General features: G+C 74.1%; 20 protein-coding genes and 1 pseudogene. 14 read left to right on the top strand and 7 right to left on the bottom strand.

Annotation, left to right across the window (positions count from 1 at the left end; genetic code table 11):
- Window positions 1-14: 14 nt before the first annotated feature.
- Together Q0195_RS15630 and Q0195_RS15625 are read left to right on the top strand one after the other, a co-directional pair.
- Complete coding sequence (locus Q0195_RS15630; protein ID WP_299280207.1) at window positions 15-353, top strand: metalloregulator ArsR/SmtB family transcription factor; 339 nt, start codon at window positions 15-17, stop codon at window positions 351-353.
- Window positions 350-2,092 carry a SulP family inorganic anion transporter gene (locus Q0195_RS15625; protein WP_366518115.1) on the top strand — a complete coding sequence of 581 codons (1,743 nt, stop codon included), beginning with the start codon at window positions 350-352 and terminating at the stop codon, window positions 2,090-2,092. The genes Q0195_RS15630 and Q0195_RS15625 overlap by 4 nt, the downstream gene beginning before the upstream one ends.
- A 45-nt stretch (window positions 2,093-2,137) precedes the next feature.
- Here Q0195_RS15625 and hemQ read toward each other — a convergent pair whose 3' ends face one another.
- Window positions 2,138-2,788 (bottom strand): hydrogen peroxide-dependent heme synthase, encoded by a 651-nt coding sequence (gene hemQ, locus Q0195_RS15620; RefSeq protein ID WP_299280228.1) that lies wholly within the window; start codon window positions 2,786-2,788, stop codon window positions 2,138-2,140.
- Window positions 2,789-2,854: 66 nt separating this feature from the next.
- Window positions 2,855-3,955 carry a ferrochelatase gene (locus tag Q0195_RS15615; RefSeq protein WP_299280205.1) on the bottom strand — a complete coding sequence of 367 codons (1,101 nt, stop codon included), beginning with the start codon at window positions 3,953-3,955 and terminating at the stop codon, window positions 2,855-2,857.
- 195 nt (window positions 3,956-4,150) lie between these two features.
- On the opposite strand from Q0195_RS15615, the gene Q0195_RS15610 reads away from it, so the two are divergent.
- The 4 genes from Q0195_RS15610 to Q0195_RS15595 all read left to right on the top strand — a co-directional run bounded on the left by Q0195_RS15610 (window position 4,151) and on the right by Q0195_RS15595 (window position 7,847).
- Complete coding sequence (locus Q0195_RS15610; RefSeq protein WP_299280203.1) at window positions 4,151-5,227, top strand: iron ABC transporter permease; 1,077 nt, start codon at window positions 4,151-4,153, stop codon at window positions 5,225-5,227.
- A complete protein-coding gene (locus tag Q0195_RS15605) occupies window positions 5,224-6,030 on the top strand; it encodes an ABC transporter ATP-binding protein (protein WP_299280201.1) in 807 nt (268 codons plus the stop codon). The genes Q0195_RS15610 and Q0195_RS15605 overlap by 4 nt, the downstream gene beginning before the upstream one ends.
- Before the next feature lie 135 nt (window positions 6,031-6,165).
- The gene (locus tag Q0195_RS15600) at window positions 6,166-7,011 is read left to right on the top strand and encodes an ABC transporter substrate-binding protein (RefSeq protein WP_299280199.1); all 846 of its coding nucleotides are present in this window, start codon (window positions 6,166-6,168) and stop codon (window positions 7,009-7,011) included.
- Window positions 7,012-7,067: 56 nt separating this feature from the next.
- Window positions 7,068-7,847, top strand: a complete 780-nt coding sequence (locus Q0195_RS15595; RefSeq protein WP_299280197.1) for an FCD domain-containing protein — start codon at window positions 7,068-7,070, stop codon at window positions 7,845-7,847.
- 9 nt (window positions 7,848-7,856) lie between these two features.
- Here Q0195_RS15595 and Q0195_RS15590 read toward each other — a convergent pair whose 3' ends face one another.
- From Q0195_RS15590 to Q0195_RS15575, 4 genes are all read right to left on the bottom strand, one after another.
- Window positions 7,857-9,065 carry a Dyp-type peroxidase gene (locus Q0195_RS15590; protein WP_299280195.1) on the bottom strand — a complete coding sequence of 403 codons (1,209 nt, stop codon included), beginning with the start codon at window positions 9,063-9,065 and terminating at the stop codon, window positions 7,857-7,859.
- Entirely contained in the window at window positions 9,062-9,556 is a 495-nt protein-coding gene (locus Q0195_RS15585) for a copper chaperone PCu(A)C (protein ID WP_299280193.1), read from the bottom strand. The genes Q0195_RS15590 and Q0195_RS15585 overlap by 4 nt, the downstream gene beginning before the upstream one ends.
- Complete coding sequence (locus Q0195_RS15580) at window positions 9,553-10,155, bottom strand: copper resistance CopC family protein (RefSeq protein WP_299280191.1); 603 nt, start codon at window positions 10,153-10,155, stop codon at window positions 9,553-9,555. Before Q0195_RS15580 ends, Q0195_RS15585 begins: the two co-directional genes overlap by 4 nt.
- A gap of 117 nt (window positions 10,156-10,272) precedes the next feature.
- The gene (locus Q0195_RS15575; protein ID WP_299280189.1) at window positions 10,273-10,878 is read right to left on the bottom strand and encodes a hypothetical protein; all 606 of its coding nucleotides are present in this window, start codon (window positions 10,876-10,878) and stop codon (window positions 10,273-10,275) included.
- Between the two features lie 144 nt (window positions 10,879-11,022).
- On the opposite strand from Q0195_RS15575, the gene Q0195_RS15570 reads away from it, so the two are divergent.
- The 6 genes from Q0195_RS15570 to Q0195_RS15545 all read left to right on the top strand — a co-directional run bounded on the left by Q0195_RS15570 (window position 11,023) and on the right by Q0195_RS15545 (window position 18,718).
- Window positions 11,023-11,973, top strand: a complete 951-nt coding sequence (locus tag Q0195_RS15570) for a zinc-binding dehydrogenase (protein WP_299280187.1) — start codon at window positions 11,023-11,025, stop codon at window positions 11,971-11,973.
- Window positions 11,974-12,162: 189 nt separating this feature from the next.
- Window positions 12,163-13,623, top strand: coding sequence for a protein adenylyltransferase SelO (locus Q0195_RS15565; protein ID WP_299280185.1), 1,461 nt, complete (start codon window positions 12,163-12,165; stop codon window positions 13,621-13,623).
- An 18-nt stretch (window positions 13,624-13,641) separates the two neighbouring features.
- Window positions 13,642-14,397, top strand: a complete 756-nt coding sequence (locus Q0195_RS15560; protein WP_299280183.1) for a sulfite exporter TauE/SafE family protein — start codon at window positions 13,642-13,644, stop codon at window positions 14,395-14,397.
- A gap of 115 nt (window positions 14,398-14,512) precedes the next feature.
- Window positions 14,513-15,892 (top strand): FAD-binding oxidoreductase, encoded by a 1,380-nt coding sequence (locus Q0195_RS15555; protein WP_299280182.1) that lies wholly within the window; start codon window positions 14,513-14,515, stop codon window positions 15,890-15,892.
- 93 nt (window positions 15,893-15,985) lie between these two features.
- On the top strand, window positions 15,986-17,494 hold the full coding sequence (locus tag Q0195_RS15550) for a sodium:alanine symporter family protein (RefSeq protein ID WP_299280180.1): 1,509 nt from the start codon (window positions 15,986-15,988) through the stop codon (window positions 17,492-17,494).
- Between the two features lie 51 nt (window positions 17,495-17,545).
- The gene (locus tag Q0195_RS15545; RefSeq protein WP_299280178.1) at window positions 17,546-18,718 is read left to right on the top strand and encodes a glycosyltransferase; all 1,173 of its coding nucleotides are present in this window, start codon (window positions 17,546-17,548) and stop codon (window positions 18,716-18,718) included.
- 3 nt (window positions 18,719-18,721) lie between these two features.
- Here Q0195_RS15545 and Q0195_RS15540 read toward each other — a convergent pair whose 3' ends face one another.
- On the bottom strand, window positions 18,722-20,818 hold the full coding sequence (locus tag Q0195_RS15540; RefSeq protein ID WP_299280176.1) for an N-acetylmuramoyl-L-alanine amidase: 2,097 nt from the start codon (window positions 20,816-20,818) through the stop codon (window positions 18,722-18,724).
- A 154-nt stretch (window positions 20,819-20,972) separates the two neighbouring features.
- Between Q0195_RS15540 and Q0195_RS15535 the strand changes: the two genes are divergently transcribed.
- Window positions 20,973-22,325 (top strand): MATE family efflux transporter, encoded by a 1,353-nt coding sequence (locus Q0195_RS15535; protein ID WP_299280173.1) that lies wholly within the window; start codon window positions 20,973-20,975, stop codon window positions 22,323-22,325.
- Window positions 22,326-22,429: 104 nt separating this feature from the next.
- Window positions 22,430-22,857, top strand: a pseudogene (locus tag Q0195_RS15530) (helix-turn-helix transcriptional regulator); the annotation flags it as partial.

Below are 22,857 nucleotides of genomic sequence, written 5' to 3'. Positions count from 1 at the left end.
CCCTCGGAGGCTCCGTGCATGAGCGCGCCATCGACACGCCCGTCTACGTCATGAAGGCGGAGCTGTTCAAGGCCCTCGGTCACCCGGTCCGCATCCGCACCCTGGAGCTCCTGCGCGAGGGTGACCAACCGGTCAGCGCGCTCCTCGAGGAGATCGGCGTGGAGGCCTCCCACCTCTCCCAGCACCTCGCCGTGCTGCGGCGGGCGGGTGTCGTCGCCAAGTCCCGGCAGGGCAACACGGTGACGTACACGCTGGTCGACAGCTCCCTGGCGACCATGCTCGACGCCGCCCGGGCCTTCCTCGTCGGGTCGCTCGGCCGCACGAGCGACGCGCTCACGGGGGAGAGCCGGTGAGCGGCCCCACCCCCCTCGCCCCCCGCCCCTCACTCGGCCTCGTCGCCCGCCGCGCGGCCGGCCTGCTCATGCCGCGCCGCTCCGACTACCAGGGACTGGGCCGCACGTGGCGCGCCGACCTGGCGGCCGGCGTCACCGTCGGCGTCGTCGCCCTGCCGCTGGCCCTCGGCTTCGGGGTGGCCTCGGGGGTCGGCCCCGCCGCGGGCCTGGTCACGGCGATCGTCGCCGGCTTCGTCGCGGCGGTCTTCGGCGGCTCGCACCTCCAGGTCTCCGGTCCCACCGGGGCGATGACCGTCGTCCTCGTCCCGGTCGTGGCCCGCTACGGGCCCGAGTCGGTCTTCGCGCTGTCCATCCTCGCCGGCATCCTCGTCGTGGGCATGGGGCTCATCGGCATGGGCCGGCTCGTCTCCGTCATCCCGTGGCCGGTGGTCGAGGGCTTCACGCTGGGGATCGGCGTCATCATCTTCCTGCAGCAGGTACCGCTGGCACTGGACACCGAGCGCCCGGAGGTGGAGAACGCCACGGCCGCCGCCGTCGAGACGCTGGGCGTCACGGACTGGGACCGGGCGGTCACCCCGCTCGCCGTCACGGTCGGCGTGGCGGTCCTCATGACGGTGCTCACCAAGGTGCGCCGCTCGCTGCCCTCCTCGCTCATCGCCGTCGCGGTCGCCACCGTGGTCGCCGAGCTGGCCGACCTGCAGATCGACCGGATCGGCTCCCTGCCCGACGCGCTGCCCTCCTTCCAGGTCCCCGCCTGGGACTCCGCGGCGCTGTCGGCGATGCTGCCCTCGGCGATGGCCATCGCCATGCTCGCGGCCCTGGAGAGCCTCCTGTCGGCCCGGGTGGCGGACGGCATGGTGGAGAACGTGCCCCAGACCGACGCGGACCGCGAGCTCGTGGGCCAGGGGCTGGCGAACGTCGCCAGCGGTCTGTTCGGCGGTATGCCCGCCACCGGGGCCATCGCCCGCACCTCCGTCAACGTGCGCGCCGGGGGCCGCACCCGGGTCGCAGCCGCGAGCCACGCCGTCGTCCTCGTCCTCATCGTCCTGCTCTTCGCGCCCGTCGTGTCCCTCATCCCCATGTCGGCCCTGGCCGGGGTGCTCATCGTCACGGCGCTGCGGATGATCGACCTGCGCACCGGCAGGGCGATCATGCGGGCCACCCGGGCCGACGCCGTCGTCTACCTCTCCACCGTCGTGGTGACGATCGTCTTCGACCTCATCGTCGCCGTCCAGGTCGGGGTGGCGGTCGCCGCACTCCTCGCGCTGCGGGCGATGGCGCGCGTCTCCGGCCTCACCCGCCAGGACGTGCCGCCGGAGATCGCGGCGGAGGAGGAGGACGCGCTGCTCCACGAGCACATCGCCCTCTACCACTTCCGCGGGGCGCTCTTCTTCGGGGGGACCAAACGGTTCCTCGACGAGATGACCACGGTGAAGGACGTGCGCGTCATCATCCTCGTGCTCCGGGAGATCCGGGTGATGGACGCCTCCGGCGCCCACGCGCTCGCGGAGATCATCACCGACCTGCGGCGCCGGGGCATCACCGTGCTGCTCAAGGGTCTGGACGCGCAGCAGCGCAAGCTCTCCGACGCGATCGGCGTGCTCGACGCGCTGGGCGACGAGCGCCACTACTTCACCGACATCGCCGCCGCGGTCGCGCACGCGCGCAACCACGTGCGGTTCGAGGTCGAGGGAGGCGCCGAGCTCGACTGCAGCACGGTCCCGCAGCGGGCCGGCTGAGTCGCGGCGCCGCCGCGACCGGCCTCGTCGCGCGCGTGCCGGGTGCTACCCGCGCGGCAGCCGGTCGACGATCTCGGCGAGCGTGCGGCGCGGCCCGGTGAAGAACGGGACCTCCTCGCGCACGTGCCGGCGCGCCTCGGTGGCGCGCAGCTCGCGCATGAGGTCGACGATGCGGCCCAGGTCGTCGGCCTCGAAGCCGAGCAGCCACTCGTAGTCACCCAGCGCGAAGGCGGCCACCGTGTTGGCGCGCACGTCGGCGTAGTCGCGGGCGGCCAGGCCGTGGTCGCGCAGCATGGTGCTGCGCTCCTCGGCCGGCAGCAGGTACCACTCGTAGCTGCGCACGAACGGGTAGACGCACAGGTGAGCGCGCGGCTCCTCGCCCAGGAGGAACGCCGGGACGTGCGCCCGGTTGAACTCGGCGGGACGGTGCGTGCCGACCTGTGACCACACCGGCTCCAGGGCGGCGCCGAGCTCGCTGCCGCGCAGCCGGTGGTAGGCCTCCTGCACGGCGGCGGCCTCCGGCGCCCACCACCACACCATGAGGTCGGCGTCGGCGCGGAAGCCGGCGACGTCGTACCAGCCGCGGACGGTGAGGCCGGGCACCGACTCCACCGCGTCCAGGGCCGAGCGCACCAGCGCCGCCCGGACGGCGTCGTCCTCGGGCAGCGGCAGGACCGCCCGGAAGACGCTGTACATGAGGTAGGCGCTGGGCTGGGTGTCGGTCTCGGTCACGGGTTCTCCTTCAGGCTCGGGGGACGCTTGTCAGTCGGCGGTGCCGGCGAGGACGGGGATGCCGGTGACCTCCCCGTGCCGCATGCGGCAGCTGCCGGGCGGGGCCACGTCGGGGAAGGCACCCAGCTCGCCGCGGACGGTGGCCGGTGGGTTCTCCCCGCGCTCCCGGCTCGCCCGCTCGAGGACGAGGTCGACCAGGCCGGTGACGAAGGCCGGCGCCACCCCGGCGGTGGCGGCGCGGGAGGCGTGCAGGCCGAGCGTGCGCGCGGTGCCGAGCGCCTCGGTGTCCAGGTCCCACACCACCTCCATGTGGTCGGAGATGAAGCCGATCGGGGCGACGACCACCCGGGTGACCCCCGCGGCGGCGAGCTCGGCGAGGTGGTCGTTGATGTCCGGCTCGAGCCACGGCGTGCGCGGGTCGCCCGAGCGCGAGCAGTAGGACAGCGAGGAGGAGGTGACCTCCAGGCCGCGCTCGCGCAGCTCGGCGTCGACGACGCTGCGCACGTCCTCGTGCTGCTCGCGGTAGCCGGGGCCGGTGACGGCCGAGGCCTCCTGCATCGTCTCGGGGATGGAGTGGGTGACGTAGGCGACGTGGACCCCCCCGCCCTCGGGCAGCCGGGCGGCGGCGTCGAGGATGGCCTTGGTGTTCGCCTCGATGAACCCCGGGTCGTTGAAGAAGGGCCGCAGGACGTCGACCTCGAGCACGATCCCCTCCTCGCGCAGCTCGGCGACGGCCGCGGCCAGGTGCTCGCGGTACTGCCGGCTGCCGGAGTAGGAGGCGTAGGCGCTGGTCACCAGCGTGAGGATGCGGCGCGCGCCGAAGGCGTACGCGTCCCGCAGCGTGTCCTTCGTGTAGGGGTGCCAGTTCCGGTTGCCCCAGACGACCGGCAGGTCCACCCCGCGGCGCCCGAGCTCGGCGGCCAGCGCGGCGCGCAGCGCGATGTTCTGCTCGTTGATCGGGCTCTTGCCACCGAAGGCGAAGTAGTGCTCCCCCACCTCGGCGAGCCGCTCGTCCGGCACCCCCTTGCCCCGCACGACGTTGCGCAGGAAGGGCACGACGTCCTCGCTCGCGTTCGGCCCTCCGAAGGAGCACAGCAGCAGGGCGTCGTAGGGGGCAGCGGACTGGTGCATGGTGGGCTCCCGTCGTCGTCACGAGTCGTCGTCACAAAACGGCCACACCGTAACATCAGATGAAGTACTTGATCTGATGAAGTCGATGTGTCAGGTTTAGCGCGCGACGTCGGTCCGGGGAAGCCGGTCCGACCCGCCCGCCGGACTGGGGGAACCGGGCCGGCGTCGCCCTGCAATCCCGCGTGAAGGACGTTGATGGCCCAGCTGGACAACCCGTCTCGCCCCCTGGCGACGACGGCGGGGCCGGCCGGCACGCACGCCTCACCCGGGCGACGCCTCCCGCGGCGCGTGCTGTGGCTCGCCCTGGGAGCGGGCCTCGCGCTCGTCGGGGCGGTCCTCCTCAGTGTCGGTCTCGGCACCCTGCGGCTCGACCCGTTCGACGCGGTCCGGGCGGTCGTCTCCCCCGGCGCCGACCAGGTGTCCACCGTCGTGTGGTCGATCCGGCTGCCCCGCATCGTGGTCGCCGTCCTCGTCGGTGGCGCGCTGGCCGGGGTCGGGGTTGTCATGCAGGCGGTCTTCCGCAACCCGCTGGCCGACCCCGGAGTCACCGGGGTGTCCGCCGGGGCCGCCGTCGGTGCGGTCGCCGGCATCACCCTGGGCCTGGGCGGCTCCTTGCAGTGGGGGGTGCCGATCGCCGCCTTCGCCGGCGGTCTCGCCGTCGCGCTCGCGCTGCAGACGGTGCTCCACACCACCCGGGGGGCGAGCACCTACACCCTCATCCTCGTCGGGGTCTCGATCAACGCCTTCGCCGGCGCCGTCATCTCCGCTCTCGTCGCCAACGCCGAGGACGACGCGCTCGCCCGCGGCGCCGTCTTCTGGCTGGCCGGCGACCTCGAGCTGCGCACCTGGACGCACGCCGCCATGGCCGTGGTCCCGGTGGTCCTCGGGCTCGTCGTGCTGCTCACCCGCGTGCGTGCGCTCGACGCGCTCCTCCTCGGCGACGACGTCGCCGCCACCTCCGGCTACGACGTCCACCGCACCCGGCTCGTCCTGCTCCTCGTCGCCTCGCTCGTCACCGGGGCCGCCGTCGCGGTCTCCGGCGTCATCAGCTTCGTCGGGCTCGTCGTGCCCCACGCCGTGCGCCTCCTCATCGGCGCCAAGCACGCCCTCCTGCTGCCGATCTCCGTCGTGTGCGGCGCACTGTTCCTCGTGCTCGCCGACACCGCCGCCCGGGCGCTGTCGACATCCTTCGTCATCCAGACCGGCGCGGTGTGCGCGCTGGTCGGCGCCCCGGTCTTCCTCGCCCTGCTGCTCTCCCGGAGGCCGGCGTGAGCGAGCTACTCCTCGACCGGGTCGTCGCCCACCGGGGCCGCCCGCTCTTCGCACCGGTGAGCGCCGTCGTCGCGCCCGGCACCCTGCTCGGTCTCGTCGGGCCCAACGGTGCCGGCAAGTCGAGCCTGCTCGCCGCCGTCGCCGGGTCCGGCGTCACCGCCACCGGCACGGTCCGCTACGGACGCGCGGACCTGCACCGGATGCGACCCCGCCGGCTCGCCCGCGTGCTGGCCTACATGACCCAGGACAGCTACGCCCCCAACGAGCTGCGGGTGCGCGACGTCGTCGCCGTGGGCGCCCGGGCGACGCCCGGCGCGGACCTGGTCGAGGAACGGGTGCACGCCGCGCTCGAGCGCCTGGGGGTCGCCGGGCTCGCCGACCGCAGCTACTCCCACCTGTCCGGCGGGGAGCGCCAGCTCGTCCAGGTCGCCCGGGTGGTCGCCCAGGACGCTCCGGTCATGCTCCTCGACGAGCCGACCTCCGCCCTCGACCTGGGCCACCAGCTCACCGTCATGCACGTGCTGCGCGAGCGGGCCGCCGCCGGGCACATCGTCCTGGTGACGATGCACGACCTCGCCCAGGCCCTCAACTGGGCGGACCAGGTCGCGGTCGTCGCCGACGGCCAGGTGACCTTCGGACCGCCCGCCGAGGTCATCACCCCCGGCCTCATCCGGCGCGTCTACGGCGTCACCGCGGAGGTGTTCACCTCCCCGAGCGGGTCACCGACCCTCAGCCTGGTGCGGCGTTCCTGCCCTACCGCCACGAGCTTCACCCACCGCCGCCCCGTCGCGGCTCGACCCTGAGAGGCTGCCTTGCGCCACCGTCTCCTGCTGACCCTCGCTGCCCTGCTCGCCCTCGCGGGCTGTGCCGCCACCCCGTCGTCCGACCCGGCCGCCGGAGCCACCGCTGCCGGGTCCCCCGGGGCGTTCCCTCGGACGGTGAGCGTGCCCGCCGGGGACGGGCGGCCGGCCGCGGAGGTGCGGCTGGAGCAGGAGCCGCAGCGGGTGGCGGCGCTGACCTACGAGTCCGCCGGCGTCGTCGCCGAGCTCGGCGCCGCCGACCGGCTCGTCCTCGTCCCGGAGGCGGCGACGAACCCGGTGCTGTCGAACCACCCCGGGCAGATGGCCGCGGTGGAGCACCACGTGCCCTCGGAGAGCAGCATCGACGCCGAGGCCGTCATCGCCGCCGCGCCGGACCTCGTCCTCCTCAACGACCGCCACGGGCTGGAGGAAGGTGTGGGCAGCGTGCTCGAGGGCGCGGGGATCCCCGTCCTGGTGCTCCCCAACACGTGGTCCTCGGTCGCGGACATGACGACGAACATCGACATCGTGGGTCGGGCCCTCGGAGTGGAGGACGACGCCGCCGCCCTGGCGGAGGAGATCACCGGCGGTCTCGTCGACGAGTCCGCCGCCGACGGCCCGCGGGTGCTCGTGCTGAGCAACCAGGCCGGCCGGCCGTTCGTCACCACCGGTGGCGCGTTCCCGCTGGAGATCCTGCGCCTCGCCGGTGCCCGGGACGCGAGCGAGGCGCTGGGCATGACCCGCACCGGACCCATCTCCGCGGAGCAGGTCATCGCCGCGGAGCCGGACCGGATCCTGCTCGTCGACATGAACGGCTCGGGCGAGGCGATCTTCCGGCCGCTGCTGGACACCCCGGCGGTGGCCGAGCTGCCCGCCGTGGCCGAGCACGAGGTGCTGCTCGTCGAGGGCCGCCAGGTGCAGGCGCTGGGGATGACGAGCACCGTCGAGGGCCGCGACCGCATCGCCGAGTGGCTCACCGAGTGAGCGAGCGGCCCCTTCCTATACTGTCGGCGACGACCGACGACCGAAGGAGCCGAGGCGTGGTGACGAGCAGCGGCACCGAACGTGCCCGCAGGACGCTGGCGTACCTGCGTCGCAAGATCACCACCGGGGAGTGGGCGGTCGGGACGCGGATTCCGATCGAGCCGGAGCTCGCCGAGACGCTCGGTGTGGGCCGCTCGACGATCCGGGAGGCCGTGCGGTCACTGGCGAGCATCGGCATGCTCGAGACGCTGCCGGGGCGCGGCACCTTCGTCCGCTCCAGCACCCCGACCAGCGCGGTGCTCGCGGAGTTCCTCACCGCCTACACGCTCGAGGAACTGCTCAGCTACCGGCGCGCCCTGGAGGTGGAGGCCGCCCAGCAGGCCGCGCTGCACCGCACCCCGGAGGACGTCGCCGCGCTCGAGGCGGCCGTCGCCGAGCAGGTGCGCCGCTCGCACTGCCCCGCACACGGCGGTCCCGACACCACCGCAGAGCTCGCCGCCCGGTTCCACTACCTGCTCTTCGACGCGGCCAAGAACCGCCTGCTCGCCTCCCTCTACGCGGGGATCACCGAGAAGCTCGCCGCCCCCGGCCACGTCGAGCGCCTGCGCCACGCGGGCGACGCCGAGAGCATGCAGGTGGAGCACGAGCGCATCGTGGACGCCGTGCGCCGCGGCGACTTCATCGACGCCGTCCACGCGATGGCCGACCACATGGACAACGACCTCGTCATCATCACCCCGGACGACGAGATCATCCCGCCGCTGCGCCGTTCCCCGGGCGACCTCGAACGGATCGAGGCCGCCCGGGCCAGGGCCCAGGCACGCGCCGCCGGCTGACCCGCCCGCTCAGCCGAACAGCGTCTCCCCGACGAAGCCGTCCGGTCCGCACCCGGGCGGGACCGCGAACACCGCCGAGCCCACCGGGACGGTCCACTCGTTGAGCAGGTCCAGGTCGGACAGCCGCTGCTGGACCGGCACGAACTGGGCGAGCGGGTCGGCCTGGAAGGTGGTGAACACCAGCCCGGCGTCGGCCGGGCCCCACGGACCGGGCGGCGTCTCGTAGTTGTACCCGCGCCGGTAGAAGCGCTCGTCGGGGTTCTCGGAGCGAGCCCGGCGGATGTGGGCGAACTCCGCGATGACCGGGAAGCCCAGGGCGTTCGTCGCGGTGAAGTCCGGCTCGTCGTGCTCGGCGGTGCCGGTGAGCGGGGCGCCGGTGTCCAGCCGCCGGCCGACCGACTGCTCCCGTCCGGGCCGGTCGAGCCGGTCCCACCCGTCCAGGTCCATCGAGATCCGCCGGACCACCATGCCCGTGCCGCCGGCGAGCCAGCCGTCGGTGCACCAGACCAGGCGGTCGAAGTCCGGCTGCCCCGGCACGAGGTTGACCGTGCCGTCGACCTGGCCGAAGAGGTTGCGCATCGTCGTGCCGGACGGCTCCGCGCCGCGGGCCCGGCGGAACCCCTCCTGCACCCAGCGCACCGCGGCGAAGCTGCGGGAGTCCTTGGTGAGCATGCGCACCGCGTGGGAGACGGTGACCGGATCGTCGGCGGCCACCTCCAGGAGCAGGTCGCCGCCGCTCCACCGGTCCTCCAGCCGGTCGACCGCGAACGCCGGGAGCGGGCCGAGCCACTCCGGGACGGCCGCCTCCCCCGCCACCCGGGTGACGAGCCGGGGACCGAAGCCGAAGGTCACCGTCAGCCGTGCCGGGACGGTGGCCAGCTCCGGCTCGGTGTCCGCCAGGGCGGGGCGGCCCTGGGTGAGGCGTGCCGCGTCGTCGCTGAGCACCTGGAGCATCCGGCGCAGGTCGTCGCGGCCGACGTCGACGTGCAGGTCGAGGGCCACATAGGTGGAGTGGGCCTGGGGGGTGACGACGACGCCGGCCTGGTGGGTGCCGTGGAACGGCACCGCCTCGGGCCCGTGGAGCGCCGGTGGCTCCTCCGGCGCGCCGTCGCGACGCAGCGCGCTGTCCGCAGCGATCGCCGCAGTGGCGCCGAGGCCGGCGACGGCTCCCCCGAGGAGGAGCTGTCGCCGGGTGAGGCCTCGCTGCCCGCCCCTCATCGGTCCTCGTGGTAGCTCTCGTTGGCGCCGGCGAAGTCCTTGCCGGGCGCGGTGAGCGCGAGCCGGGAGCCGTCGTCGAGCACGAGGGTGAGGTCGACGGTGTCGCCGGCACGGATCGGCCCGGTGAGGCCGATGAGCATGATGTGGTCCCCGCCAGGGGCGAGCTCGAGGACGCCGCCGGGCTCCAGGGTGAAGCCCTCGACCTCCTGCATGACCATCTCGCCGGTCTCCCCCTCGACCGTCTCGTGCAGCTCGAGGTCCGTGGCCGCGTCGCTCTCCACCGAGACGACCGTGACCGCCGACTCCCCGGTGTTGGTCACCGTCCCGAACGCCGCGGTCATACCGTCGGGCGCAGCCTTGACCCAGGCGTCGGTGACGGTGAGGTGCTCGGCGGCGGGTCCTGCGGTCGCGGCGGGGGCGGCCTCGGTGGCGCCGCACGCGGTCAGGGTGAGCAGTGCGGTCGCGGCCAACCCGGTCAGTCGTGTTCTCATCTCTTCTCTCCTCCTCCCGCCCCGGGCGTGCCGGGTGCGGTGCGGCGGTGGCCGCGGGGCAGCCACCGGGTCACGATGAGCAGGAGGAGCAGCGCGGCGCCGGCGCCCGCGGCACCGACCAGCGCGGTGCGCGACCACCCGCCGCCGTCGGCATCCGCGGGTAGTGCTGCACCGGCCGCCGTGTCGGCCGCCGTGTCCGCCGCGTCCGGTGCGCGGTCGGCGGCGGGTGGGGGCGGGTCGCCGACGACGAACGGCACGACCCCGCTGATCGGGTGGCCGTCGCTGGAGACCACCCGCCAGCGCACCTCGTAGCGTCCGTCGGGCAGCTCGTCGAGGACGGCGACCTCGACATCGCGTCCGGCGAGCTGCGGCTCGCCGGTGGGCCACTGGGCCTGGTCCTGGTCGGCGAGCACCACGGCGGTGCCCAGGTCCAGGACCTCCCCGGAGTAGCTGAGGCGGATGGTGTCGGGGGCGGTGTCGAGCTGCTCGTCGTGCGCCGGGTCGGAGGCGACGAGCTGGTCGTGGGCGTGGACGGCGGTCGCCGTCCCCAGCACGGTGCCGAGGACGAGCGCACCGACGGCCGCCGAGCGGACGTTCATCGGGAGGCCCTCTCCTGCTCTGCGCCGGCCAGCGGACCGGCAGGACGGTGACGCGCCGCGGCGCGGCGCTGCTCCCGGCGGCACGTCGGCACGGGCCGACGCCCCGCCGCTGCGGGGTCAGGCCGCCAGGTCGAGAGCAGGCAGCCGCGGTGGACCGCGGGAGGTCCACGCCCCGGCGGCACGGCGCGCCGGGTGTGCCGCGGCCGTGCCGCACGCACGGCACGGCTCGGCACTCGCCCAGGGGCCGTCCACGGGGGCCGGGACGCGCCCGAGGAGGCACCGGACCACCTGCCACGCCAGCGCGCGCAGCTCGGCGAGCAGCAGCTCACCGCGGTGCAGGAGCACGGTGGTCAGCGCGGCAGCCGCGAGGTGGGCCGCCCACATCCCCTCCCCGCCGTGGGCCAGGTGCGGGTCGGCGGCCACCGCGGGGGCAGAGGTGGTGTGGTGCCCGTGCCCCGGCCCGCCGACGTCGAAGGGCAGCGAGCCGAGCACGAACAGGGTGTGGAAGATGACCTGTCCGGCCAGGGCGGAGAGCGCGAGCCGGGCGGGTGAGAGTCGGCGCCCGGACAGGTGCACAGCCACGAGCACCGACAGGACGAGCGGTGCCACGACTCCGAGCAGGCCCGGCACGGGGCCGCCCGCCGCGAGGTGGAAGAGGAGGGCCAGCACAGTGGACAGCACCCCGGCGGCGGCGCCGCGTGCCAGCCTGACCCGACCCTGCATGACGCCCATTGTGCCAGCCCCGCAGCGCTGCTCCGGGCCGCGACGGTGGGCCCGAAGTCCCTGAACGGCGCCGCCGGGACCGCCAGACTGGACGCATCCGGGCGCGTCCGGACATTCCACCACAGGAGAAAGAGGGGGCCTTCGATGAGGGCATGGCAGTTCACCGGCACCCACCAGCCGCTGGTGCTCAACGACATCCCGGAGCCGGTACCCGGGCCGGGAGAGCTGGTCCTCGACGTCAAGGCGGCCGGACTGTGCCACTCCGACGTCGGCGTCCTGGACGACGAGGGCTGGCTGCCGCTGTTCCCCACACTGCCGGTCACCATGGGTCACGAGGTGGCCGGGGTGGTGAGCGCGGTGGGCGAGGGCGTGACCGAGTACGCCGTCGGGGACCGGGTCGGCGTCTGTCCCACGGCCGAGTCGGGGACCACCCCGGGCTACTCGCGCGAGGGCGGGTTCACGGCCAAGCACCTCGTCGCCGCCACCGACGTCGTCCCGATGCCCGAGGGGCTGTCCTTCGAGCTCGCGGCGGCCGGGACGGACGCGGGCATGACGAGCTACCACGCGGTCATGACGATCGGCGGCGTCCAGCCGGGTGACCGGGTCGCCATCATCGGGCTGGGCGGGCTGGGCCAGATCGGTGCCCGGGTGGCCGTCGTCTCCGGTGCCGAGGTGACGGTCTGCGAGATCAACGAGGACGCCTGGCCGCTCGCCCGGGAGATCGGCGCCGTCGAGGTGGTCAAGACCGTCGACGAGCTCGCCGGGAAGGACTTCGACGTCGTCGTCGACTACGCCGGGTTCGGGGAGACGACGGCCAAGGCGCTCGACGCCATCCGGTTCGGCGGCTCCGTCGTCGTCGTCGGCATGGGCCGGCTCGAGGCCACGATCAACACCCGTGACCTCATCCTCAAGCAGGCCCGGATCCTCGGCTCCGTCGGCGGCACCAAGGAGGACGTCGCCGCCTGCTACGAGCTCTTCGCCGCGGGGAAGGTCTCCCCGGCGATCACCCGGATCGGCTTCGACGACATCCCGGACGGGCTCGACCGGCTGCGGCGCGGGGAGGTGACCGGCCGACTGGTGGCGGTCATGGACTGAGTGCACGGGGCGTGCGCAACCGGGCCGTCGACGTCGTGGGTGGCGGTGACCGGGACGGTCACCGCCACCCACCGTCGGACGAGGTGGCCGTGACGTCCAGGTCCTCCGGGACGTACCTGTCACAGGGCGGCGGGCGGGCAGGTCCGGTCGGAAGGCGGCCGCGGACAGGTCCGGCGTATCGTCGAGGGGATGAGCACCCAGGCCCCACCCGAGCCCCGGCTCGGCAACAGCTTCGCCCGTGAGCTGCCCGAGCTCGCCGTGCCGTGGCGTGCGGCCGACGTGCCCGAGCCCCGGTTGCTCGTCCTCAACGAGCCGCTCGCCGCCGAGCTCGGCCTCGACCCCGACCGGCTGCACACCCCGGACGGGCTGGGCCTGCTCACCGGGACCACCCTGCCGGAGGGCGCCGCCCCGGTCGCCCAGGCCTACGCCGGCCACCAGTTCGGGGTGTTCGTGCCCCGCCTCGGCGACGGCCGCGCCCTCCTCCTGGGCGAGCTCACCGATACCCGCGGCCGCCTCCGCGACCTCCACCTCAAGGGCTCGGGCCCCACGCCGTTCGCCCGCGGTGGGGACGGCTGGGCCACCGTCGGCCCGATGCTGCGCGAGCTCCTCGTCAGCGAGGCCCTGCACGCCCTGGGGATCCCGACCACCCGGTCGCTGGCCGTCGTCGCCACCGGCCGCGCCGTGCTGCGGGAGACACCGCTTCCCGGCGCCGTGCTCGCCCGCGTCGCCGCCGGGCACCTGCGGGTGGGCACCTTCCAGTACGCCCGCGCCGCCGGCGACCTCGACCTGCTGCGCCGGCTTGCCGACCACGCCATCGCGCGCCACCACCCCGGGGCCGCCGACGCCGCGAACCCCTACCTCGCGCTGTTCGAGTCCGTCCGCGACGCCCAGGCCTCCCTCGTGGCGCAGTGGATGCTCGTCGGCTTCGTCCACGGCGTGATGAACACCGACAACACGACGATCTCCGGCGAGACCATCGACTACGGCCCGTGCGCCTTCCTCGACGCCTTCGACCCCGGCACCGTCTTCAGCTCCATCGACCACCGGGGCCGCTACGCCTACGGCAACCAGCCCGCCGTCGCGCAGTGGAACCTCGCCCGCCTCGCCGAGGCCCTCCTCCCCCTGGTCGACCCGGACGAGGAGCGCGCCGTCACCGTGCTCACCGAGGCGGTGTCCGTCTTCGGCGCCCGGCACGACGCCGCGTGGACCGCGGGCATGCGCGCCAAGCTGGGCCTGCCCGCCGCCGTGGACGACGCCACCGCCCGCTCCCTCTTCACCGAGCTGCTCACCGTGCTGACCCGCCTCGCTCCCGACCACACCCTCTTCTTCCGCCGGCTGACGTCGCTCGCCGGCGGTGACCGGGACGCCCGGGACGCGCTCGGCGAGGACGCCGCACTCCACGCCTGGCTCGACCGCTGGCTCGCCCTCACCCCCTCGGCCGCGACGATGGCACGGACCAACCCGGTGTACGTGCCGCGCAACCACCTCGTCGAGGAGGCCCTCGACGCCGCCGTCGCCGGTGACCTCGCCCCCGTCGGCCGCCTGCTCGAGGTCCTCTCCCGGCCGTACACCCCCCGGCCCGGGCTGGAGCGCTACGCCGAGCCCGCCCCGGCGGGCAGCGGCCCCTTCGTCACGTACTGCGGCACCTGACCGGCGCGACGACCAGGCGTGGACCCCGGGACCCTGCTCGTCGTCGTGTGCGCCGTCGTGCTCGGCGGCGTACTCCAGCGGACCAGCGGGATGGGCACCGGGATGGTCGTGTCACCCACGTTCGTGCTGCTCGTCGGACCGGTCGCCGGGGTGCTGCTGACCAACGTCACGACGGTCGCCTCCGCCCTCCTCCTCACCCTCGCCATGCGCGCCGACATCGACTGGCGCCGCTTCGCGCGGATCGCCCCGACCGTCGTCGTCGGCTCGGTCCCCGCCGCGCTGCTCGTCACCGTCGTCGACGTCGGCTGGCTGGAGCTCGTCATCGGCGCGGCCCTGCTCCTCGCCCTGGCCGCCACCTCCCTCACCCCGCAGTTGCCCGACCTCGGGCGCGCCACGGCCCCGACCGCGGGGGTGGTGGGCGGCTTCCTCAACACCGCGGTCGGCGTCGCCGCCCCGGCGATGCTCATCTACGCCCAGGCCACCCGGTGGCCCCAGCGGGCCTTCGCCGCGACGCTCCAGCCCATCTTCGTCACCATGGGTGCGGTCTCCGTGGTCACCAAGCTCGCCGCCGGCGCCTCCCCCTCCCCCGCGGACGGCTCCCCGTGGCCGGTGGTCGTCGCGGCCGTCGCGGCGGCGCCCCTCGGGGTGCTCGTGGGCGGCCGGGTCGCCCGCCGCCTCGCGCCGACGACGTCGCGCCGGGTGGCGGTGGTCGTCGTCCTCCTCGGGGCGAGCGCGACCCTGGTCCGCGGGGTGCTCAAGATCCTCCCCGGTTGACCCCCCGCACCCATTGACTCGCTCCGGGCGACGCCGGAAGATGCTCACGCGACCCGCCTCGGCCTCGCCCCCTGGGCGCCGCTCGACGACGAGTCCCCACGCGAGGAGGCATGCGATGGTTGCACCCACCGACGTCGAGCAGCTGCGCAGCGCGGTGCGCGGCCGGGTCGTCAGGGCGCAGGACCCCGGCTACGACACCGCGCGCCGGGTGTGGAACGGCATGGTCGACCTGCACCCGGCCCTCGTCGTCCGGGTCGCCGACGCCGACGACGTCGCCGCCGTGCTCGCCTTCGCCCGCTCGCGCCGGATACCGCTGGCGGTGCGCGGCGGCGGGCACAGCGTCGCCGGGAACGGCACCGTCGCGGACGGCGTCGTCATCGACCTCGGCGCGCTCCATCGCGTCGAGGTCTCCGAAGCCGACGACGCGACCGTGCGGGTGGGCGGCGGCGCCACGCTCGCGGATGTCGACCGGGCCACCTCACCCCTCGGGCTGGCGGTCCCGATCGGCGTGGTCTCCCAGACGGGGGTCGGCGGTTTCACCCTCGGTGGCGGGATGGGCTGGCTGACCCGCGCCCACGGCCTGACCGTCGACAACCTCGTGGACGCCGACGTCGTCACCGCCGACGGCCACCGCGTCCGCGCCGCCGACGACCCGGAGCTGCTGTGGGGGCTACGCGGTGGCGGGGGGAACTTCGGCGTCGTCACCTCCTTCGTGCTGCGCGCCCACCCGCTCGGGCCCGAGGTCTACGGCGCCAACCTCGTCTACCGGCCGCCACGGTGGCGCACCGCCCTGCAGACCTGGGAGGCGTGGACCCGCAAGCTGCCGGACGAGATGCAGTCGATCATCACCGTGCTCGCGCCACCCCCGGAGGTGGGGGTCGGCACCGACCCGGTGCTCATCGTCGGTGCCGTGTGGGCCGGTCCGCAGCAGGCGGACGGTGCGCACCTGGTCGGCGAGCTCCGCTCGGCCGCGGAGCCGGACGTCGAGGAGTCGGGCCCGGTGCCGTGGACCGCCTGGCAGTCGGCGATGGACGGGCTGTTCCCCCGCGGGTCGCGCGCCTACTGGAAGAACACCTCCTTCGACCGCCTCGACGAGGAGGTGATCTCCGTCCTCGAGCGCCGTGGCACCGAGCAGACCTGGCACGGCACCGCGATGGACATCCACCACATGGGCGGTGCCTTCGCCCGCGTCCCCCGCGACGCGACCCCGTTCCCCGCTCGCGACGCCCGGTTCTGGCTCAACGTCTACGGCTTCTGGCAGGACCCGGCCGACGACGCCGCCCGCACCGCCTTCGTCCGTGGCGTGGCCGCCGACATGGCGCCCGTCGCCACGGGCGGGACCTACGTCAACTTCATGGGCCGCGCCGAGAACGAGAGCCGCGTCGCTGCCGAGGAGGTGTACGGCGCCGCGAAACTGGCCCGCCTGGTCGCGCTCAAGCGCCGCTACGACCCCGACAACGTCTTCCGGCGGAACCACAACATCCCGCCCCAGTAGCCGACTCGCCGTCCGTCCCCTTCCCCATCACGTGTGACCCATGGCACAGTGTCTGGCGCGCCGCGGCCGCGGTGGGAGACACGGGAGGGGTTCATGGACATCATCGCCGACGCACTCAGGTGGCTCGGGGACCGGCTGGCGACCTTCGGCACCTGGGCCGCCGACTTCTTCGGCGACCTGGCGGGGGTGATCTGGGGGCCGTTCGTCCTCATCCCGCTCCTCTTCGGCGTCGGTCTCGTCCTGACCATCCGGCTGCGGGGCCTGCAGTTCCGCAAGCTCGGGCCCGCCCTCAAACTCGGCATCGTCAAGCGGCGCGACGTGGGCGCCGACGACGGTGACGTCTCCCAGTTCCAGGCCCTCACCACCGCGCTGGCCGCCACGGTCGGCACCGGAAACATCGTCGGCGTCGCCACCGCCATCGGCATCGGCGGCCCCGGGGCACTCTTCTGGATGTGGGTCACCGGCCTGGTGGGGATGGCCTCGAAATACACCGAGGCCTTCCTCGGTGTGTACTACCGCCGCACCGACGCCGCGGGCGAAAAGTCCGGCGGCCCGCAGTATTACCTCGAGCGCGGCATCCGCGGCCCCCTCGGCAAGGTCCTCGGGCTGGCGTTCACCATCGCCGCGATCATCGCCTCCTTCGGGATCGGCAACATGACACAGGGCAACTCGGTGGCCAGCAACCTCCAGGGCTCCTTCGGCGTCGAGCCCTGGGTCACCGGTGTCGTGCTCAGCGCCTGCGCCCTGCTCGTCCTCGTCGGCGGCATCAGGTCCATCGGCCGGGTCACCGCCGGTTTCGTCCCGGCGATGGTCGTCTTCTACGTCATCGGCGCGCTGTTCATCCTCGTCGTCAACGCCGACGAGCTGCCGGCCGCGATCGCGCTGGTCTTCACCGACGCCTTCACCGGCACCGCCGCCACCGGCGGGTTCATCGGCTCGACCATCATCATCGCCGTCCAGATGGGTGCCGCCCGCGGCATGTTCTCCAACGAGTCCGGGATGGGATCGGCCGCGATCGCCGCGGCCGCGGCGAAGACCTCCCACCCGGTGCGCCAGGCACTGGTGTCCATGACCCAGACCTTCATCGACACGATCATCGTCGTCAGCTTCACGGGGCTGGTCATCATCACCACGGGCGCCTGGCACGTGGGTGAGGAGGGCGCGGGGACCATGACCGGAAACGCCTTCAGCACCGGGCTGCCCGGTGAGTGGGGCCACTACATCGTGACCATCGCACTGTCGATGTTCGCCTTCTCCACCGTCCTGGGCTGGGCGTACTACGGCGAGCGGTGCATGGAGCGCCTCTTCGGCCGGGGCGCCGTCATGCCCTACCGGGTGGCCTTCTCCCTCGTCGTCTACGTCGGCTGCACCGTCTCCCTCGAGGCGGTGTGGAACTTCTCCGACGTCATGAACGGCTTCATGGCCATCCCCAACCTCATCGGGCTGCTCATCCTCTCCGGTCTGGTCGTGCGCGAGACGAAGCACTACCTCGACCACGACCCCGACCTGTCGGCCACCACCGAGCAGGTCGTGTCCTTCGCCCCGAACGCCTTCGCCGACGACCTCCCCGACGTCGGCACCGCACGCACCGCGGGACGCTGACCCCCGGACACCCCTGCCGGGCCCGACGGGGCGGACGTACACTGCGCCGCTGTGATCCCGCAGCGCCCGGTCCACGTCCTGCACGTGTGCCTCCACACCGACCCCTACGACGAGCCGGGTGCCGGGGACGTCGGCGGCATGAACGTCGTCGTGCGCAGCACCGCGGAGGCCATGGCCGGGGACGGGCACCGGGTGGAGGTCGTCACCCGGCGGGCGCACCCCGACGCGCCGCCGGTCAGCACCCCGGCACCGGGCGTCCGGGTGCACCGCCTCGACGTGGGACCGCCGCACCGCGTGCCCAAGGGCGACCACGAGGAGCTCATCGCCCCTTTCGGCGCCCAGCTGCCCGGCCTGCCCCGGCCCGACGTCGTCCACTCCCACCACTGGTTCTCCGGCGCGGCGGCCCTCCCGGTGGCGCGGCGCTGGGGCGTGCCGCACGTGCAGAGCTTCCACAGCATCGCCGCCGACCCGACCACCCCACTCGCCCACGGCGAGCGACCGGAGTCACCGGGCCGGTTGGCCGGTGAGGCGATGCTCGCCCGCGACTCCGACCTCGTCGTCGCGGTGAGCCGGGCCGAGGCCGCCACCGTGACCGAGCGGCTCGGCGGCAGCCGGGTCGCCCTGGCCCCGCCCGGCGTCGACACCGTGCTCTTCCACCCCGCTGCCGATGACGGCGGCTACGTCCTCGTCGCGGCTCGCCTCGAGCCGCTCAAGGGGATCGACCTGGCCATCGCCGCCCTCGGTGCCATGCCGGCGCAGGAGCGGCCACCGCTCGTCGTGGTGGGCGGGCCGACGGCGCGCGACGGCGGCTACCTCGAGGAGCTGCGTGCGCTGGCCGCCGCCCACGGCGTGGCCGCCGGCTTCCCCGGGCCGCAGTCGCGCCCCCGGCTGGCGCAGACCATGCGCCGCGCCCGGCTGCTGCTCGTCCCGTCCCACTCGGAGACCTACGGTCTCGTCGCGCTCGAGGCGGCGGCCAGCGGCGTACCCGTCGTCGCCGCCGCGAGCGGTGGTCTGGCCGAGGCCGTGGTGGACGGCGTCACCGGTGTGCTGCTCCACGACCGCGACCCGCGCACCTGGGCACGGGTCGTCGGTGACCTGCTCCGCGACCGTGCCCGCGCCGCCGCGCTGGGCGAGGGCGGGCGGCGGCACGCGGTGGCCCACACGTGGCAGCGCACCGCGCGCCGGCTCGTCGGCGCCTACCGTGCCGTGCTCCCCGCCGCCTGATGGTCAGTGCCGGTGCACGCCGAGGGTGTCGGTGCCGTCACCGTCCCAGTCCCCCACGAGCACGACGTCGTCCTTGCGTCCGTAGTTGAGCACGACGTCGGCGTCGCCGCCGAGGATGCGGTTCTTCACGTGGTAGGTGAACCCGCGGCGCACGGCGAAGGTGTCGATGCCGTCACCGTCCCAGTCGCCCACCAGCACCCGGTCCCCGGACCGCCCGTAGATGATGGCCAGGTCGGCGGGCCCGCCGGTCACCGAGTTCTTCACGTGGTAGGTGGTCCCGCGGCGCACGGTGAAGGTGTCGCGGCCGTCGCCGTCCCAGTCGCCGACGAGGACGGTGTCGCCCGCCCTGCCGTAGACGAAGACGACGTCGGCGTCACCGCCGGTCACCGAGTTCTTCACGTGGAAGGTCTTGCCGCGGCGCACCGCGAACGTGTCGACGCCGTCCCCGTCCCAGTCGCCGACGAGGATCTCGTCACCCGCCCGGCCGTACCGGATCACGTGGTCCGGTGCGCCCGTGGCGTGGCGGTCGTAGACGTAGAACGTGTTCCCGTCCCGGAGCGCCAGGGTGTCGACACCGTCGCCGTCCCAGTCGCCGACGTACACCTCGTAGCGGGCGTTGCCGAAGGCGTAGTCGACGTCCGAGTAGGGGCCCCAGCCGTTGTTGAGGAACACCCGGCTGGTGTGGTCCACCGGGTCGGTCGGCGGCTGCGGGGCGGGTGAGGAGGGGCCGGAGGCGTCGCGGATGCGCTGCTGGGCCGATCGGGCCAGGGCGCCGAGCCGCTGGTAGATGTCCAGGCCCGGGCAGACGGTGGCCGTGACGTCGCGGTGGCCGAACACCCGTGGCAGGTTCTGGCCCCGAGGTCGGGAGGCGGTGCCGGGAGAGGTCATCCCCGAGCTGCCGGTGGGGTCGAGCCCGGCCCGCCCGAACTGCCACGCGATGATGTCGGCCAGGGCGTCCATCGCCGCCTGCGGGGCGGCGACGGCACTGTAGTCACCCATCACCGAGAGCCCGACCGTGCCGGTGTTGAACGGTGCGGCGTGGGCACCGACGGGCATCTTGCCGGCGGGGGCGGCCAGGGACCCACGGCGTCCTTCGTAGATGCGGCCCCACTTGTCGACGAGGAAGTTGTAGCCGATGTCGCCCCAGCCGCGGGAGACCGCGTGGTAGTGGTAGATGCCGCGCACGATGCTCGGGCTCTGGGCCTGGGTGTAGCTGTTCGTGCCCGCGGTGTGGTGGACGACGGCGGCACGCAGCTCGACGTCCTTCGGCTGCCACCTCATGAGGGACTCGTCGGCGCCCCACCCGGCGCGGCTGACGATCGTGGGCCGCGGGACGGCGGCCGCCGCGACCGCGGCCGCCCTGGCGCTCTCGGGGGCGGAGGCCGTGGCCCGTGTCTGCTGCAGCGAGGTGGGCGTGGCCGGCTGCGGCGCGGGCGCCACCGGGTGCCCGGTCGGCGCGACCGGGGCGGGCGGGGCGTCGGAGGAGATCACCCGCTCCTCCTCGCCCGGCCACTCCGGCGTGAGGGTGAGCCGCAGGTTGGCCGGCAGCTGCTCCGAGTCCCCGGTGACCTGCACCTGGACGGCCTCGGCGCCGGCGGCGATGTAGGGCTCGGTCCCGCCCGTGGGCGAGGGGGTGTCGGCGTTGTGCTCGACCTCGAGGTGCTCCCAGTCGGTCCACCCGCCGTTCTCCAGGACGCGGATGGAGACCACGGCGTCCGCCGGCATGGCGTCCTGGCCGTCCCAGGTGACGCCGGCGACGTAGAACGTCTCCGTCTCGATGGGGGCCGTGAGCACCGCGACGGGCGCGGCGTCCGCCGGCTCCCCGGACGGGGTGTCGGCGGACGTGCCGTCCTGGGCGGAGGACGGGGCACTGAGGCGGCGTGCCGTGGTGGTCTGCGGCGCCGGCGCCTCCTCCGGGCGGTCCGGCACCTCGTCCAGGCCGTCGTCCGCGAGTGCGGTGAGCGAGCCGTCGCCGGAGGTGAGGGCCACGACCGTCACGGGCGCGGAGCCGCCGGTGGCGGCCGCCGGCGCGGGGGTCAGCCCGACGAGGAGGAGGGACGCGGCGAGGGCAGTCGCGAGAGGAGCTCCGACAGGTGGCAAGGCGGTTTCTCCGAGTCCGGGGTGAGGGTACTGGGCACTCGAATCTATCGGCACCTGTCGCCATATTTACAGATGTCACACCCGTCACGCTAATCACATGCGTCACAGGTGGGTGGGCGACAATGGCCGGGCCGCTGCCGACGAGAGGGGCCGCATGTCGCAGGACCGCCACGACCTCACCCGGGGCTCGCCGCTGCGCCAGCTGGTCGCCTTCTCGACGCCGGTGATGGTGGCGAACCTCCTGCAGACGTCCTACCAGCTCGTCGACAGCCTGTGGGTGGGCAACCTCCTGGGTGCCGCGGCGCTCGGTGCGGTCGCCGTCTCCGGCACAGTGGTCTTCACCGTCCTCTCCTTCGTCATCGGCATGAACAGCGCCGCACTGACGATCCTGTCCCAGCAGCGGGGTCGGCAGGACGAGGACGGGCTGCGGCGCTACCTCAACGCCTTCGTCGTCATCCTCTTCACCCTCTCGCTGGGGCTCGGGCTGGCGGGCTTCCTGGCCGCCGACCCGCTGCTCGACCTGCTCGGCACCCCCGGGTCGATCGCCGCGGAGGCCACGGACTACCTGCGCATCACCTTCCTCGGCATGCTCTTCCTCTTCGGCTACAACTTCCTCAGCACCGTGCTGCGGGCGCTCGGGGACAGCCGGACGCCGATGCGGTTCGTCCTCATGGCCGTGGTGCTCAACGCCGTGCTCGACCCGCTGCTCATCGAGGTGCTCCGGCTGGGCATCCGCGGCGCGGCCTACGCCACCGTGCTGTCCCAGGGCGTCGCGTTCCTCTACGGCCTCGTCCACGTGCGCCGGCGCCGGCTCGCCCCCTTCCAGGTGCCCACGCCTCCGACGTGGACCGAGACCCGCACCATCCTCCACCTCGGGATCCCGGCCGGGCTCCAGATGGCGGTGATCTCCGGCGGCTCGGCAGCGATCATGAGCGTCGTCACCGACTTCGGCGGCGAGGTCGTCGGTGGGTTCGGCGCCGCGCAGCGGCTCGACGCGCTCATCATGCTGCCCGCGCAGGCGCTCGGGATCTCCGTCTCGAGCATGGCCGGCCAGAACATCGGCGCCCGCCAGTGGGAGCGCGTGGGCCGCATCGCCCGGGTGGCCGTGCGCTACAACCTCGCCGTCATGGTGACGGTGGCGCTCGTCATCGTCGTCCTGGCGGAACCGGCGGTCGCCCTCTTCGTCCGCGAGCCCGGCGCGGTCTCGTTCGGGGCGGGCTACCTGCGCGTGGTCGCGCTGTGCTACCCGTTCCTCGGGATCAACTTCGTCCTCAACGGGGTGGTCCGGGCGGCCGGGGCGATGTACCAGGTGCTCGCGCTCAACGTCATCTCCTTCTGGGTGCTGCGCTTCCCGCTCACCGCACTCTGCGCGCACTGGCTCGGCGAGACGGGGATCGGGGTGGGGATCGGCGCGAGCTTCGTCGTCAGCAGCGCCTGCGCCTACCTCTACTTCCGGTTCGGCCGCTGGCGGGAGAGGACGCTGTTCGACGCCCCCGTGCGGCGGTGAGGTCGCCGGCCGGCTCCCCACCGGGACGTCCGGTGCGGTCGCGTCCGCCGCCCCGGGAGGCGCCCCGGCCGTGGCGCCGCACGCACCGGCCACCTACGCTGGTCGTGACCGAGCCAGGAACCGAGATGGACGTCCGCGCAGCCCAGGTGGCCGCCCGTGAGGCCTTCGCCCGCGGCGAGTGGCGGCTCGTGCGCGACCGGCTCGCCCCCGTCGGCGTCGCCCTCGCCCCGGCCGACCGTGACCTGCTCGGACGAGCCACCTGGCTCCTCGGGGACGTCCCCGGGTCGATGGAGCACGCCGAGCAGGCCTTCGCCGGGTACGTCGCGCAGGGCCGGGACGTCACCGCCGCCGAGCTCGCGCTCCGGCTGTCGATCCAGTGGGCCACACGAGGCGACGCCGCCCTCGCCGGCGCCTGGTTCGCCCGCGCGCGCCGGCTCCTGGAGGACGTGCCCGCATGCGCGGCCACCGGGTACCTGCGCTACACCGCGGTCCTTTTGGCGCCGCAGATCGACGGTGACGCGCGGTCGACGGC

This window comes from uncultured Georgenia sp. (genome assembly GCF_937958535.1).
Taxonomy (GTDB): Bacteria; Actinomycetota; Actinomycetes; order Actinomycetales; family Actinomycetaceae; genus Oceanitalea.
The sequence above is the reverse complement of the archived record's forward strand: the minus strand, read 5'-3'. Positions and strand labels throughout refer to the sequence as shown.

What these genes read in the sequence shown, in the direction of transcription:
- hemQ (WP_299280228.1), bottom strand. Translation starts at nt 2,788, where the DNA reads ATGTACAGCGTCTTCCGGGCGGTCCTGCCGCTGCCCGAGGACGACGCC.
- Q0195_RS15615 (WP_299280205.1), bottom strand. Translation starts at nt 3,955, where the DNA reads ATGCACCAGTCCGCTGCCCCCTACGACGCCCTGCTGCTGTGCTCCTTC.
- Q0195_RS15610 (WP_299280203.1), top strand. Translation starts at nt 4,151, where the DNA reads ATGGCCCAGCTGGACAACCCGTCTCGCCCCCTGGCGACGACGGCGGGG.
- Q0195_RS15590 (WP_299280195.1), bottom strand. Translation starts at nt 9,065, where the DNA reads ATGAGGGGCGGGCAGCGAGGCCTCACCCGGCGACAGCTCCTCCTCGGG.
- Q0195_RS15585 (WP_299280193.1), bottom strand. Translation starts at nt 9,556, where the DNA reads ATGAGAACACGACTGACCGGGTTGGCCGCGACCGCACTGCTCACCCTG.
- Q0195_RS15580 (WP_299280191.1), bottom strand. Translation starts at nt 10,155, where the DNA reads ATGAACGTCCGCTCGGCGGCCGTCGGTGCGCTCGTCCTCGGCACCGTG.
- Q0195_RS15575 (WP_299280189.1), bottom strand. Translation starts at nt 10,878, where the DNA reads ATGCAGGGTCGGGTCAGGCTGGCACGCGGCGCCGCCGCCGGGGTGCTG.
- Q0195_RS15570 (WP_299280187.1), top strand. Translation starts at nt 11,023, where the DNA reads ATGAGGGCATGGCAGTTCACCGGCACCCACCAGCCGCTGGTGCTCAAC.
- Q0195_RS15565 (WP_299280185.1), top strand. Translation starts at nt 12,163, where the DNA reads ATGAGCACCCAGGCCCCACCCGAGCCCCGGCTCGGCAACAGCTTCGCC.
- Q0195_RS15555 (WP_299280182.1), top strand. Translation starts at nt 14,513, where the DNA reads ATGGTTGCACCCACCGACGTCGAGCAGCTGCGCAGCGCGGTGCGCGGC.
- Q0195_RS15550 (WP_299280180.1), top strand. Translation starts at nt 15,986, where the DNA reads ATGGACATCATCGCCGACGCACTCAGGTGGCTCGGGGACCGGCTGGCG.
- Q0195_RS15535 (WP_299280173.1), top strand. Translation starts at nt 20,973, where the DNA reads ATGTCGCAGGACCGCCACGACCTCACCCGGGGCTCGCCGCTGCGCCAG.